This window comes from Pseudomonas migulae NBRC 103157 (genome assembly GCF_002091715.1).
Classification (GTDB): Bacteria; Pseudomonadota; Gammaproteobacteria; order Pseudomonadales; family Pseudomonadaceae; genus Aquipseudomonas; species Aquipseudomonas migulae_A.
The window spans coordinates 13060-27660 of record NZ_BDAG01000017.1; the positions used below are offsets into that span (position 1 = coordinate 13060).

A 14601-nucleotide genomic window follows, 5' to 3' on the forward strand; every position below is an offset into this window, starting at 1 on the left:
TAGGTGATCGACGGCTTGATGCAAACCCTGTGGGAGTGGGCTTGCTCGCGAATGCGGTGTGTCAGTTGACAATGATGCTGGCTGACACACCGCATTCGCGAGCAAGCCCGCTCCCACAGGAGATCGTGGCGTCAGGGCCGGATCAGCTATAGTGCCGCGCGGGTTTTGTTATGGAGACATCCCATTGCGTATCGTTTTTCTTTTATCAGCCTGGCTGTTGAGTTTCGGTGCCGTTGCGGCGCCGGGCGATGTGGCGACGCTCGATCGCAGCACCTGGCCTGAACAGCTCAGCAACCCGACGCTGTTCGATGTCGCCTCGCGCGCAGAGATTCTGATGTTCGCTCGTGTGCTCCTGGCCAGCGAATCGCTGGACGAGGCGAGCCTGGCCCAACGCCTGGGCCTGCGTACGATCAATCTGGATTCGGTCAACAACCTGCGTCAGCGCCTGTGGCAACGCTTGCTGACCAACTACAACTTCGCCCAGCAAAGCTGCGATCAGGATGCGTCCTTCTGTTTTCTGGTCGAAGACATGGCCACCCTGCGCGAGCAAGCCGCCAAGTTCCAGGTCAGCGAGGATAGCTACTACATAAAGTGGGCTGAACCGAGCCGGCTGTTCCATGCGCAGTACCTCGACGAGCAGTTGCGCAAGGCTGCGCTGTTTCCGCAAACCAGCAGCGAAGTCGATCGCTTTGGCGACTACGAGCGCAACGGCGAGGCGATGCATGACCGGCTGTTCCTGTTGACCTTCGACAGCGCCGCCAATGCCGCGCCGGACAACACGGCGTGGGTCACCGAGTACCTGCGCAAAGCGAACATGACGGGTACGTTTTTCGTCCTCGGCAAGGATATTCAGGCGCGCCTGAGCGAGCGTTCAGTGGCGAGCCTGCAGGGGACTTATTCGACGCAGTGCATCGGCGTGCAAGGCTGGGAATTCCGCTCCCACAGCCACTGGCAGGACTGGCAGGATTCGGTGCGGCGCAGCGCCGAACTGGTCAAAAGCAAATTGCCGGAGAACTACGTGCCGCTGTTCCGTCCGCCGGATGGCCAGCGCCGTTCTGACGCAGAAGGCTTTTTCAGGTCCCAGGGCTTGCAGGTCGCGCTGTGGGACATCGATGCCCAGGACGGCGCCGGCAAGCTCAAGGCCAACCAGAGCGCGCAGCGGGTGTTGACCCTGATGCTGTTGTGGCGGCACGGGGTGATCAACTTCAACATCAAGCAGGATGGCGTGAAAACGGCGATGCCCTGGCTCATTACGCAAACGGCGCCGAGCGGGATCGGTTGGGAGGACTGTCAGGACGCGTTTCGCTGAAGCGGGAAAAGCCCGTAAACATTGGGCGAGGGGTGATTTCGGGAGAAAATTCGATGCAGGCGGACTTCCGACTTTAACGGCACATTGCCTGCACGCCAAGGGCTATTCGTCACTCTGAAAAATAAACTTCAAAAAAGCGTCAAAGTGCTTTTTTCTGTCACAGGTTTTGGAGTATTACGAAGACAGACCGCCGAAACCTGCAACACAGGTGGCGTCTCCCAAGACCCCAGTTTGTGTGCAGTTCACTTGAATCATCACAGGTGAATTCGGCAGTCACTTCGAGGCGCAGCACCGCCAAGGTATTGCGTCGAATGGCTCCCACAAAGGTGACCGAGTATGGATGATCACGGACGTAGTTCTTCCTCCAACCAGCCAATCCTTTATGTACTCGATACCAACGTATTGATTCACGATCCAAACGCCCTGCTTAATTTCGAAGAACACCACGTAGCGATCCCGATGACCGTGCTTGAAGAGCTGGACAAGCTCAAGAGCGGGCATCACAGCGTGGCTGCGGAATGCCGTCAGGCGATTCGCCTGATCGACAAGACCCTGGGCGATGCCAGCCCTGAAGACGTTGAACTGGGTGTACCGATCCAGCGTGGAAAAAGTGGGCCAAAAGGTTTGCTGTCAATTCTGATGAGCAAACGTACCGAACCGAACATCATTCTTCCCGAGCACCTGAACGACAACATCATCATCAACCAGTTGATCGACCTGCACGCGCGCGAGCCAAAGTTGCCCGTGGTGCTGGTCACCAAAGACATCAACATGCGCCTCAAGGCCCGTGCCTGTGGGATCGCGGCCGAGGACTACAGCACCGACCAACTGGTTGATGACGTATCGCTGCTGCCCAACGGTTACCACAACATGGCCGGCTCCTTCTGGGACCTCGTCAGGAATGTCGAAACCCGTCAGGATCACGGCCGCACCTGGCACCAGGTGAAAATGATCGACAACCTGCCGGCAGTGCATATCAACGAGTTCATCATCGACGAACAGGGTTTTGTCGGCTGGATCAAGGAGATCGACGAGGACAAGCTGCTGATTCTCGACCTGCATCAGGAACCCCTGTTGCACCAGGAAGCCTGGGGCCTGAAACCGCGTGACATCTATCAGAGCCTGGCGCTGTACGCCTTGCTCGATCCGGATATCCACCTGGTCAACCTGTCGGGTGCAGCTGGCTCCGGTAAAACCATCCTGGCACTGGCAGCGGCCATCGAGCAGACCATGGTCAGCAAACGCTATCGCCGGATCATCGCGACTCGCAGCGTGCAGGGCCTGGACCAGGAAATCGGTTTCCTGCCCGGCACCGAAGCGGAAAAAATGGAGCCTTGGCTGGGCGCCATCACCGACAACCTCGAAGCCTTGCACATGGATGACGAAAACACCCATGGCAGCGTCGATTACATCCTCAGCAAAGTGCCGTTGCAGTTCAAATCCCTCAACTACATCCGGGGTCGCAGCTTCCAGCAGAGCCTGATCCTGATCGATGAATGCCAGAACCTCACGCCGCACCAGATGAAAACCATCATCACCCGTGCCGGCGCCGGTTCCAAAGTGGTGTGCCTGGGCAACCTGGCGCAGATCGACACCCCTTACCTGTCCGCGACCAGCTCCGGGCTGACGTACCTGACTGAACGCTTCAAGGACTTCCCGAACGGCGTCCACATCACCCTGCAAGGGGTGCCACGTTCGATTCTGGCCGAATACGCCGAATCGCATTTGTAATCGCCTCACCAAAACCGGGCGGCCCCAAAGCCGCCCGGTTTTTTGTGCCCGATACCTATCGAATGTGGGAGCGGGCTTGCTCGCGAAGGCGGTGCGTCAGTCTCTATCTATGGCGACTGATACACCGCCTTCGCGAGCAAGCCCGCTCCCACAGTTGATTGTGGTGATCTTGCAATCTTGCGTGCGGAAATTTGACCCGCAGGTTTACAATCGAGGCTCTTGATCAGGAGTAACCCTGTGCTGACTCATCTCGATTCCCAAGGTCGCGCCAACATGGTCGACGTCACTGAAAAAGCCGTGACGTTCCGTGAAGCGACGGCCCAGGCGCTGGTGCGCATGCTGCCCGAAACCCTGCAGATGATCGTCAGCGGCGGCCATCCCAAGGGTGATGTGTTCGCCGTGGCGCGTATTGCCGGCATTCAGGCCGCGAAGAAAACCAGCGACCTCATTCCTCTGTGCCACCCGCTGATGCTCACCGGCGTCAAAGTCGAGCTCAGCGCGGAAGGTGACGACACCGTGCGCATCGTCGCGCGCTGCAAACTGTCCGGGCAGACCGGCGTCGAAATGGAAGCGCTGACCGCCGCGAGCGTCGCCGCGCTGACCATCTACGACATGTGCAAGGCGGTCGATCGCGGCATGACCATTGAAAGCGTGCGCCTGCTGGAGAAACTCGGCGGCAAGAGCGGCCATTTCCAGGCGGATCAGCCATGAACGTCACCGTGAAGTTTTTCGCTCGTTACAGAGAAGCATTGGGCGTCGACTCGGTGAGGGTCGAAGGCGACTTCGCCACGGTCGATGACGTTCGCGCGCTGTTGGCCATGCGCGATGGCGCCGATGTGTTGAGCGAGCAGAACCTGATGTGCGCCCGCAACGAAGACCTCTGCCAACTCGACGAGCCGGTGAGCGACGGCGATGAAGTGGCGTTCTTTCCGACCGTGACCGGGGGCTGAGCCATGGCCATTCGTGTGCAATCCACGGCGTTCGATCCTGGCGCTGAAGTCAACGCCATGCACGCCGCCCATGTCGGTGTCGGGGCGGTGGTGAGTTTTGTCGGCTACGTGCGCGACTTCAATGACGGGCTCGACGTGGCCGGGATGTTTCTGGAGCACTATCCGGGCATGACCGAAAAGGCCCTGGGCAAGATCGCCACCGAGGCCGAGCAGCGCTGGCCGTTGCTCAAGCTGGAAGTGCTGCATCGCATCGGCGCTCTGGAGCCGGGTGAGCCGATCGTCTTCGTCGGCGCCGCCAGCGCTCACCGCCAGGCGGCATTCGACGCCTGCGCCTTTGTCATGGACTACCTGAAAACCCGCGCACCGTTCTGGAAGAAAGAAAACACCAGCGAGGGTGCGCGTTGGGTCGAGGGGCGTGACAGTGATCATGCGGCGGCGGATCGCTGGAAGCAGTAAGTCCTGCGGCGCCTTTGAGTACGCCTTCGCGGGCAAGCCCGCTCCCACAGGTATTGCGTCGTTCATACATTATGTGAACGACGCAATACCTGTGGGAGCGGGCTTGCCCGCGAAGAGGCCATCCGCAACACCAAAACTCCCAATGAATCACCACCCGACCACCGGCCGGCACATCCCCATTCGCCCCGATTGACGGTTTATACATAAAAGTCCAGTATGGAATTATAAGTACAAAAAAGGCGTGCCCCTGTTTCTGCTCTTTCTTCTGTCTTGCCAAACCAACAACAACCCGCGAGAGAACGAATATGAAGAAATTCCCCCTCATCACCGGTCTGGCCCTGAGCCTGTTGGCGTGCAGCACTTTGTTCGCCGCTGATAAAACCCTGCGCATCGGCATCGAAGCAGCGTACCCGCCGTTCGCATCGAAAACCGACAAAGGCGAAATCGTCGGCTTCGACTACGACATCGGCAATGCCTTGTGCGCGCAGATGCAGGTCAAGTGCGTCTGGGTCGAAGGTGAGTTCGATGGCCTGATTCCTTCGCTGAAAGTGAAGAAAATCGACATGGCGCTGTCGTCCATGACCATCAACGAAGACCGCAAGAAGTCAGTGGATTTCAGCCACAAGTACTACTTCACTTCATCGCGCCTGGTGATGAAGGAAGGCGCGACCGTGGATGACCAGTACGCCAGCCTCAAGGGCAAGACCGTCGGGGTGCAGCGCGCAACCACCACTGACCGTTACGCCACCGAGGTGTTTGAACCTAAGGGCATCAACGTCAAGCGTTACGGCAACAACGAAGAGATCTACATGGACCTGGCGGCCGGTCGCCTCGATGCCATTTTTGCCGACACCATCCCGCTGAACGACTTCCTTTCGATGCCGCGTGGCAAGGGTTATGCCTTTGTCGGCCCAGAACTCAAGGACCCGAAATACGTGGGCGAGGGCGCCGGGATTGCGGTGCGCAAGGGCAACACCGAGTTGGTCAGCCAGCTGAACTCGGCCATCGACGGCATTCGCGCCAGTGGCGAGTACCAGAAGATTTCGGACAAGTACTTCAAGACGGATATCTACGGCGACTGACCGAACGTCCAGGTTCGAGAGGTTTCGCTGATGTACACGTTTCCCTTGTAGGAGCCGGCTTGCTGGCGATGGACCCAAGTGCGCCGCGTTGATCCAGGCAGCACGCGTTATCGTTAACGACCATCGCCAGCAAGCCGGCTCCTACAAGTCGGAGGCCGTCGGCTTTTATACATTCCACGAATATGCCCGAATTTAATCCCTTCTTAACCGCCCTGTCGTTTATTTCCCGACACCTATTCCATGCGCCCCGGGCTCTCCAACGCCCGGGCCAGCGTGTAGACTTCCGGTCAATCGATATCAAGAAGGGAAACGCAATGAGCGAGGAAACGATGCGGTTGGGCCGTGAGCGGCGCTACCTGGTGTTGCTGGGCATCATCTGCCTGGCGCTGATCGGTGGCGCGCTGTACATGCAGATTGTGTTGGGCGAGGCGCCATGCCCGCTGTGCATCCTGCAGCGATATGCCTTGTTGCTGATCGCGATTTTCGCGTTCATCGGCGCGGCAATGCGCACCCGTCGCAGCATTACTGTGTTTGAAACCCTGGTGGTGATCTGCGCCCTGGCAGGCGTCGGGGTTGCCGGGCATCACGTCTATACCCAGTTCTATCCGGCGGTCAGCTGTGGCATCGATGTGTTGCAGCCGATTGTCGACGGCCTGCCGTTGGCGAAGATCTTCCCGCTGGGGTTCCAGGTCGACGGTTTCTGCTCCACGCCGTACCCGCCGATCCTTGGTCTGTCGCTGGCACAGTGGGCGTTGATCGCGTTTGTGCTGGTGGTAGTGCTGGTGCCGTTGCTCACTTCGCGTAACCGCAAGACGCTGCGCTGAGGTCACTCGCCCCATCGCCGCGTGACACAAAAAAACGCCCCGGTCCTCGTTGAGAGGGCCGGGGCGTTTTTGCATTTCAGAGGCCGGGTAAAAAGATCGTGATGTGCGGCAACGAGCGGTGCGACACATGTGCGACATGTTGTCACAGCACGAGTGTCGCAAGGCATTTCAGCGTGCCGGATTGGTACAGGTCTACGCAATGAAATTGGTCTTTTGGCGCCTCTGCCGATTTCCATTCCCGCAACCCGGAACAGGCAGTTTTAACAGGCCCTGGCGAATTGCCAGAGCCCTTGTCACATGGGGGCTTGGGCAGGGTCGAAGGGGAGGGCAGAGCCTTCGATGCTGTCTGAACTGCGTGTGGTAGACCTACTATTTTTGGTGTTTTTGTTGAGAATCAATTTCGATAACATGGCGCACTTTTACAAAAAGCGTCAAGGATTGTTGCTGGAATGGATAAAAATTATTTCGGGATGAGACATGGTTTATGAATCGTTACATATCTACAATCGCCCGCACTGAAATCCCGGCACTGCTCACCCTGACTCAGGTGCATGAGCAGCAATAGGACGTCGAGAGGCCGGATGGCTTCATGCGACGCCTCTGGTGTCGGTGCCTTCCAACTATCCGCACCAAATGGAATTGGTCTGTAACAAGGCCTTTGACCACGAATTCGAATAAGAACTCACCGCTGGCCCAGGATTTGTCGAGCAGCGTCTGACGCGCGACGGGCAGCCCTTATTCAATCCAAGAAAATGCCAACCCTTGGCAGGGTGAAGTGTTGGCGATCAAAACCCAACTGCATTGCGCAAGCTGCTTTAGAGGTCGTGAGATGAGTAAAAACAGGTACCCCAGACTACTAGGCTTATTGCCGCTGATCGGCACGTTGTTGCTGTCAGGCTGCAACATGACCTTGCTCGATCCCAAGGGCCAGGTTGGCCTGGATGAGCGAAACCTGATCATCACCGCAACGCTGCTGATGCTGTTGGTCGTGGTTCCGGTCATCGTCATGACGTTCCTGTTCGCCTGGAAATATCGCGCGTCCAACACTGACGCCGTCTACACGCCGAAGTGGTCGCACTCCACCAAGATCGAAATCGCGGTGTGGGCTGTTCCGGTGCTGATCATCATTGCCCTGGGTTATGTCACCTACAAGTCGACCCACGCGCTGGACCCGTACAAGCCGCTGGAATCCGACGTCAAGCCAATCACCATTGAAGTGGTCGCGCTGGACTGGAAGTGGATGTTCATCTATCCCGAGCAAGGCATCGCCACCGTCAACAAGATCGTGTTCCCGGCGCACACGCCGATCAACTTCAAGGTGACTTCGGACTCCGTGATGAACTCGTTCTTCATCCCGGCGCTGGGCGGCCAGATCTACGCGATGGCCGGCATGCAGACCAAACTGCACCTGATCGCCAACCAGAACGCTGAAATGGACGGTATCTCCGCCAACTACAGCGGTGCTGGTTTCACCGGTATGAAGTTCAAAGCTATCGCCACTTCTCAGGAAGATTTCGACGCCTGGGTAAGCGAAGTTAAAAAGGCACCTAAACAGCTTGAAAAAGCTGAATACGAAGCCCTTTCCAAGCCAAGCCAGAACAACCCAGTCGAGCTTTACTCCTCGGTCACGCCGAACCTGTTCCAGATCATCGTCGACAAGTACGAAGGCATGAAACCGGGCAAGCCGCTGCACCACGAGAAGAAAGAGCACGAAGTGGCCGCCGTGGAAGGGATGGACATGAGTTCGCATTCAGCTGCCGGGGCAGAGGAGTAAACGATGTTTGGTAAATTAAGTTGGGAAGCGGTCCCGTTCCACGAACCGATCGTGATGGTGACCATCGCCATGATCGCGCTCGGTGGTCTGGCGCTGTTCGCTGCAATCACCTATTTCAAGAAGTGGACCTACCTGTGGTCCGAGTGGCTGACCTCGGTCGACCACAAGAAAATCGGCGTGATGTACATCATCGTTGCCATGGTCATGCTGCTGCGCGGTTTTGCCGACGCCATCATGATGCGTACCCAGTTGGCCATGGCCACCGAGGGTTCGCCTGGCTACCTGCCACCTGAACACTATGACCAGATCTTCACCGCTCACGGTGTGATCATGATCATCTTCATGGCGATGCCATTCTTCACCGGCCTGATGAACCTTGCAGTGCCGCTGCAGATCGGCGCGCGTGACGTTGCCTACCCGTTCCTGAACTCCCTGAGCTTCTGGCTGCTGGTATCGGGCGTAGTGCTGATCAACCTGTCCCTGGGCGTCGGCGAATTCGCCAAGACCGGCTGGGTTGCCTATCCGCCGCTGTCGGGCCTGCAATACAGCCCGGGCGTGGGGATGGATTACTACATCTGGGCGCTACAGCTATCCGGGTTGGGTACGACGCTGACGGGGGTCAACTTCCTCGCCACCGTGCTGAAAATGCGTACCCCTGGCATGAAACTGATGGACATGCCGATCTTCACCTGGACCTGCACCTGGGCCAACGTCCTGATCGTGGCTTCGTTCCCGATCCTGACCGCTACCCTGGCACTGCTGACGCTTGACCGTTACATGGATTTCCACATTTTCACCAATGAACTTGGTGGCAATCCGATGATGTACGTCAACCTGTTCTGGGCCTGGGGTCACCCTGAGGTTTACATCCTGATTCTGCCGGCGTTCGGGATCTTCTCCGAAGTCATCTCGACCTTCACCGGCAAGCGTCTGTTCGGCCACCACTCGATGGTCTACGCATCGGGCGCGATCTCGATCCTGGGCTTCATGGTCTGGCTGCACCACTTCTTCACCATGGGTTCGGGTGCCAGCGTCAACGCCTTCTTCGGTCTGGCGACGATGCTGATTTCGATCCCGACGGGGGTGAAGCTGTTCAACTGGCTGTTCACCATTTACCAAGGGCGTCTGCGTTTCACCAGCCAGGTTCTGTGGACCCTGGGCTTCATGGTGACCTTCGCCATCGGCGGCATGACCGGCGTATTGCTGGCCATCCCGGGTGCTGACTTCGTCCTGCACAACAGCCTGTTCGTGATCGCTCACTTCCATAACGTGATCATCGGCGGCGCGGTATTCGGTTACATCGCCGGCTTCGGCTTCTACTTCCCTAAAGCGTTCGGCTTCAAGCTGCACGAAGGTTGGGGCAAGGCAGCGTTCTGGTTCTGGATCTCGGGCTTCTTCGTCGCGTTCATGCCGCTCTATGCACTGGGCTTCATGGGCATGACCCGTCGTCTGAACGCCACCACCAACCCTGAGTGGGTGCCGTACCTGTACGTCGCCATGTTCGGTGCGGTGATGATCGCTGTGGGCATCGCCTGCCAGCTGATCCAGCTGTACGTCAGCGTGCGTGACCGCAACAAGCCGGAAAACATGTGCGAACACGGCGACCCGTGGAATGCCCATACGCTGGAATGGTCGACCTCGTCGCCACCACCGTTCTACAACTTTGCCGTGCTGCCAAAAGCCGAAGGCATCGATCCGTTCACCGAAGCCAAGGAAAACGGTACCGCGTACCAGGCTCCGGCCAAGTACGAACCGATCCACATGCCAAACAACACCGCGACCGGTGTGGTCATGGGGGCTCTGTTGACCGTGTTCGGTTTCGCGATGATCTGGCACATCTGGTGGTTGGCCATCGTCAGTCTGGTCGGCACCGTGGGCTACTTCGTGATCCACGCTGCCCGCGATGATCAAGGCTATATGGTGCCGGTCGACGTGATCGAGCGCATCGAAGCCGAGCAGCACAAGCGTCTGGTAGCGGCCGGGAAAGTTCCAGCCACCGCCACCCGTGTTGAAACCTCGTTGGAACAGGCTTAAACCATGTCGAACTTAGTGACCAATGCTGGACACACCCATGTCGATGGACATGGGCACGATGACCATCACCACGACTCGGGCGAGATGACCGTATTCGGTTTCTGGCTCTACCTGATGACCGACTGCATTCTGTTTGCGTCGATCTTCGCGGCCTACGCGGTACTGGTTAACAACGTAGCGGGTGGCCCGTCGGGCCACGACATCTTCGAGCTGCCATACGTACTGGGCGAAACCGCTCTGCTGCTGTTCAGCTCGATCACCTACGGCTTCGCCATGCTGGCGTTGTTCAAGGGCAAGAAGAACCAGGTCCTGGGCTGGCTGGCCATGACCTTCCTGTTCGGTGCCGGCTTCATCGGCATGGAGATCAACGAGTTCCACGTGTTGATCTCCGAGGGCTTCGGTCCTAGCCGCAGCGGCTTCCTGTCCGGGTTCTTCACCCTGGTCGGCACCCACGGTCTGCACGTGACCAGCGGTCTGATCTGGATGGCGATCATGATGTACCAGGTGCAGAAAAATGGCCTGACCGCGACCAACAAGACCCGTCTGAGCTGCCTGAGCCTGTTCTGGCACTTCCTGGACGTGGTGTGGATCTGCGTATTCACCGTTGTTTATCTGATGGGGACTATGTAAATGGCTAACGCTCATTCCCACGATAGCCACGACGCCGGCCACGGCAGCGTCAAGTCTTACGCTATCGGCTTCATCCTGTCGGTGATCCTGACCGTCATTCCTTTCGGCCTGGTGATGTACCCGTCGCTGCCGAAGTCGCTGACTCTGTGGATCGTACTGGCCTTCGCAGTGATCCAGGTGCTGGTGCACCTGGTGTACTTCCTCCACCTGGACCGTTCCGCCGCGCAGCGTAACAACGTGATTGCGTTTGTGTTCGCCGCGATCGTGATTGTCCTGCTGGTTGGCCTGTCGTTGTGGATCATGTTCAGCATCCACACCAACATGATGGCGAAGTGAGGTAAGTCCGAATGTCCTTGAAGCACTTTATCCAAATCACCAAACCGGGGATCATTTTCGGTAACGTGCTTTCAGTGGCAGGCGGATTTTTCCTGGCCTCGAAAGGGCATGTCGATCTGGCCATCTTCCTGGCCGCCATGATCGGCACGTCCCTGGTGGTGGCTTCCGGTTGCGTGTTCAACAACTGCATCGACCGCGACATCGACCTTAAGATGGAGCGCACCAAGAACCGGGTGCTGGTCCAGGGCTTGATCTCCCTGAAACTGGCCCTGATCTTCGCGACCGTCCTGGGTGTTGCCGGCGTTGCGTTGCTGTACAAGGTGGCCAACCCGTTGGCCGCGCTGTTCGCAGTGATCGGTTTTGTCATCTACGTCGGTTTCTACAGCCTGTACCTCAAGCGCAAGTCGGTTCACGGCACGCTGGTGGGCAGTCTGTCGGGGGCGATGCCGCCGGTGATCGGCTACGTTGCTGTGACCAACAGCTTCGACATGGCTGCACTGACGTTGCTGGTGATGTTCAGTCTGTGGCAGATGCCGCATTCCTACGCCATCGCGATCTTCCGCTTCAACGATTACCTGGCCGCATCGATTCCGGTGTTGCCGGTGAAGCGCGGGATTCAAGTGGCGAAGAAGCACATCCTGATCTACATCCTGGCCTTCCTCGTGGCGACCTTGATGCTGACCTTCAGCGGCTACGCCGGCATGAGCTACCTCGCCGTCGCCGCGGCCATGGGCATGTACTGGCTGTACATGGCCTGGACCGGCTACAAGGCAGTGGATGACACGGTCTGGGCACGCAAGCTGTTCGTGTTCTCGATCTTCACCATTACCGCGTTGAGCGTGATGATGTCCCTGGACTTCAAAGTGCCGACCGAGCTGTTGCTGACGTACGCGCCTTAAGCGTCGGATGCTGTAAAGAAAAACCCCGCCTTCGAGAGAAGTGCGGGGTTTTTTATTGGGTGTGTTCTGGTGGGCCGTGTCGCCCCATTCGCGAGCAAGTCGGATCGCCGCACCGCCGCTCCCACAATTGAATCTGTGTGGCCGCCATTTTTGTGTTCGCCACCAAACCCCTGTGGGTAAGTCACGTCAATTGAGGGCATCCCGCTATAACCACGAGCAATGAGATAGAACTGGTCACTTAAGAAAAAATCGAGATATTCTAGGAATCTTAAGATTTTATTGGCCCGCTAAAGAAAAATCGCGCGGCCTGCTCAAAAATGAGGATTTGCGCGATGAACTCAGCTGGATATGCCTGTCTGCAAGACGCACTGCAGCTTTCAGCGTTTCCTTTGCGCCAACCTGCCAGAGTTCAGCCCGTTACACGGCTTGAACGAATCGGCGCGACATTGGCAGTCCCACCTGCAATTGCACCTGCACCAGACGATCTGCTCGGACATGTCCTCTTCGCCTTGAAGCATGAGGGGATCAACCTTGCCATTCTGGCTCAGGCGTTACCTCGAATTCCGGCACAAGCGCTCGAAACCGAATTGCGAAAGGCTCCAAACGGGATCTACATCCGCAAGGCCTGCTTTCTCCACGAAGCATTCACCGGTGAGGAGCTGACCCAAAACTCCCCCGTGAAGGGAGGCTTCATCCCCTTGTTCGACCCGGAGCAGTACTTGACTATGCCAGGGGAACGTAATTCCCGCTGGCGTATTGAGTTCAATGGTATTGGAACACTGGCTTACTGCGCCACCGTTGAGCGAACACCTCAAATCATGGCGTTGCTACAACACGATATCCTTGCGCGTGCACAGCAATTCATTCAGAACCTGCCTTCAGGAATGATGGATCGGGCAATCAACTGGGCCTATCTGAGCGAAACCCAGGACTCGTTCGCCATCGAGAAGGAATCACCGAGCGAAGACAAGTCCCGACGCTTCATCCAGTTGCTCCGACAGGCTCATGAACGCATTCCGTTGAGTGAGGATTACTTGGTGACCCTCCAGAATGCAACGATCTCCAATCCATACGATATGGCCGCTGCGTTCCGTCATGAACAGAACCATCTGGCAAGCGGTCTGCATGGTGCAGCGGGTGTAACGTATGTCCCGCCTGCACCGGACTTATGTCGAGAGCTGATGGAACAGCTGATGGCATTGGGGAATGACGCGGTAAAACATATTGACCCTCTGGTCGCCGCCGGGATCATTTCATTTGGATTCGTCTTTCTTCACCCTTTCATGGATGGTAATGGTCGACTTTCCCGCTTCCTCATTCACCAGACGCTTTGCCGTGCGGGGGCATTGGATAATGGCTTGCTGCTCCCGGTGTCGGTGGCAATGAAGCGTGAGGAGCGTCTGTATCTGGAAACCCTGCAGGAATTCTCCCGACCCGCGCGTGAGTTCTGGGACGTGCGGTGGATTGATCAGGGAAACTTGTCCTTCAACTTCACTGGCCATCCGGCAATATACCGCTTCTGGGATGCCACGCCCGGCGTTCGATTCACTCTGGAGATGGCCAAGAGAGCTCTTGAAGTAGAGCTTCGTGAAGAAACGGTTTTTCTCGAAAATTACGACAAAATCGTCAAGGCGGTTGATGAGCGATATGACGTCCGCGGCAGTGACTTGGCCAATCTGGTAATGATGTGCTTGTCGCAAAATGGCACGGTCTCAAAGCACCGACGCAAGCAGTACAAGTATTCGGTTCAGGAGGAAGTGTTTGATTACATCGAGCGGGTCACGCAGACCTTGCTTCGAGATCAGGAACAGGAAAAGCACGGGGCCGAAGTTGCTGACGATTGCTAGATCACGCTTCGTATAAAAAGCCCCGCATTCAAAAGAATCGCGGGGCTTTTTCATTCAAGCGCGGTTGTTACACGGTGCGTCGAGCACCTTCGCCACATCATCGATAATCGCTTTGCTCATATCCTGCAAAAAATGTGACGCCCAGGCATGCCGGTCGCTATCGCGAATCATGGCGGCGTCTGAGGCGAGAAGTTTGGCGATATGGAGCAGGTCGGAGGCGTGGTGCAGCGCCTGGATTATCGGGACGTCACGGTTGATGCGGAACAGCGGTTGATTGGCGTGGTAGGAGAAGGGGGTGAGGCCGATGGTTTTCAGGTCTTTGGGATTGGTCATTGGGGTTTCACCGTCCGTAGGTTGGGCGGTGGTCGATGACCGGTGTAGCGGATAGATCGATAGCGTTCATTTGTAACTCCTGCATAGGTGAAGCTGTCCCGTTCGTTCTCAGGCGAATGGGTGGCAGCTGTGCGCAGGCTGAGAAACCGGAGATGCAGGAACCGGCAGACCCGAAGGTCTCCCACACACAGCCGCCATTGCACGAAAACTCGGGCGTAAAAAAACGCCGACAATCGTGAGTTAGGCGCAGTTGCATGCGCATCTTACTCGGGTTCTCAGGCCCGGTCGCTGAATTGGCAGCGACAACCTCAAGCTATCCGGCATTTTCCGAAGCCGCAATCGTAGCGATCTGGTGGCTTGTGAGCATGTCAGGCGACATATCTTGTAGAAGATGAC

The 14601-nt window shown here is 57.3% G+C and carries 14 protein-coding genes; 13 read left to right on the forward strand and 1 reads right to left on the reverse strand.

What is annotated here, in order from left to right:
- The first annotated feature begins 184 nt into the window (after window positions 1-184).
- From PMI01S_RS14650 to PMI01S_RS14715, 13 genes are all read left to right on the forward strand, one after another.
- Window positions 185-1309, forward strand: coding sequence for a polysaccharide deacetylase family protein (locus PMI01S_RS14650; RefSeq protein WP_084320716.1), 1125 nt, complete (start codon window positions 185-187; stop codon window positions 1307-1309).
- A gap of 336 nt (window positions 1310-1645) precedes the next feature.
- Window positions 1646-3040 (forward strand): PhoH family protein, encoded by a 1395-nt coding sequence (locus tag PMI01S_RS14655; protein WP_084320717.1) that lies wholly within the window; start codon window positions 1646-1648, stop codon window positions 3038-3040.
- A gap of 237 nt (window positions 3041-3277) precedes the next feature.
- Window positions 3278-3751, forward strand: coding sequence for a cyclic pyranopterin monophosphate synthase MoaC (moaC, locus tag PMI01S_RS14660; RefSeq protein WP_059406245.1), 474 nt, complete (start codon window positions 3278-3280; stop codon window positions 3749-3751).
- Entirely contained in the window at window positions 3748-3990 is a 243-nt protein-coding gene (locus tag PMI01S_RS14665; RefSeq protein WP_084320718.1) for a MoaD/ThiS family protein, read from the forward strand. The genes moaC and PMI01S_RS14665 overlap by 4 nt, the downstream gene beginning before the upstream one ends.
- 3 nt (window positions 3991-3993) lie before the next feature.
- Window positions 3994-4446: a molybdopterin synthase catalytic subunit MoaE gene (gene moaE / locus PMI01S_RS14670; protein WP_084320719.1), complete on the forward strand. Its 453-nt coding sequence runs from the start codon at window positions 3994-3996 to the stop codon at window positions 4444-4446.
- Between the two features lie 305 nt (window positions 4447-4751).
- Entirely contained in the window at window positions 4752-5528 is a 777-nt protein-coding gene (gene aotJ / locus PMI01S_RS14675) for an L-arginine-binding protein AotJ (protein WP_084320720.1), read from the forward strand.
- Between the two features lie 314 nt (window positions 5529-5842).
- A complete protein-coding gene (locus tag PMI01S_RS14680) occupies window positions 5843-6352 on the forward strand; it encodes a disulfide bond formation protein B (protein ID WP_084320721.1) in 510 nt (169 codons plus the stop codon).
- An 829-nt stretch (window positions 6353-7181) separates the two neighbouring features.
- Window positions 7182-8126, forward strand: a complete 945-nt coding sequence (gene cyoA / locus PMI01S_RS14690) for a ubiquinol oxidase subunit II (RefSeq protein WP_084320722.1) — start codon at window positions 7182-7184, stop codon at window positions 8124-8126.
- 3 nt (window positions 8127-8129) lie between these two features.
- Window positions 8130-10160 (forward strand): cytochrome o ubiquinol oxidase subunit I, encoded by a 2031-nt coding sequence (gene cyoB, locus PMI01S_RS14695; protein WP_084320723.1) that lies wholly within the window; start codon window positions 8130-8132, stop codon window positions 10158-10160.
- 3 nt (window positions 10161-10163) lie between these two features.
- Complete coding sequence (locus PMI01S_RS14700) at window positions 10164-10790, forward strand: cytochrome o ubiquinol oxidase subunit III (protein ID WP_008044529.1); 627 nt, start codon at window positions 10164-10166, stop codon at window positions 10788-10790.
- Entirely contained in the window at window positions 10791-11126 is a 336-nt protein-coding gene (gene cyoD / locus PMI01S_RS14705) for a cytochrome o ubiquinol oxidase subunit IV (RefSeq protein WP_084320724.1), read from the forward strand.
- A gap of 11 nt (window positions 11127-11137) precedes the next feature.
- Complete coding sequence (cyoE, locus tag PMI01S_RS14710; RefSeq protein WP_084320725.1) at window positions 11138-12025, forward strand: heme o synthase; 888 nt, start codon at window positions 11138-11140, stop codon at window positions 12023-12025.
- Window positions 12026-12357: 332 nt separating this feature from the next.
- Window positions 12358-13872: a Fic family protein gene (locus tag PMI01S_RS14715; RefSeq protein WP_084320726.1), complete on the forward strand. Its 1515-nt coding sequence runs from the start codon at window positions 12358-12360 to the stop codon at window positions 13870-13872.
- 54 nt (window positions 13873-13926) lie between these two features.
- Here the strand turns inward: PMI01S_RS14715 and PMI01S_RS14720 are convergent, their stop codons facing one another.
- Window positions 13927-14205 carry a DUF3077 domain-containing protein gene (locus PMI01S_RS14720; protein WP_084320727.1) on the reverse strand — a complete coding sequence of 93 codons (279 nt, stop codon included), beginning with the start codon at window positions 14203-14205 and terminating at the stop codon, window positions 13927-13929.
- Window positions 14206-14601 lie beyond the last annotated feature (396 nt).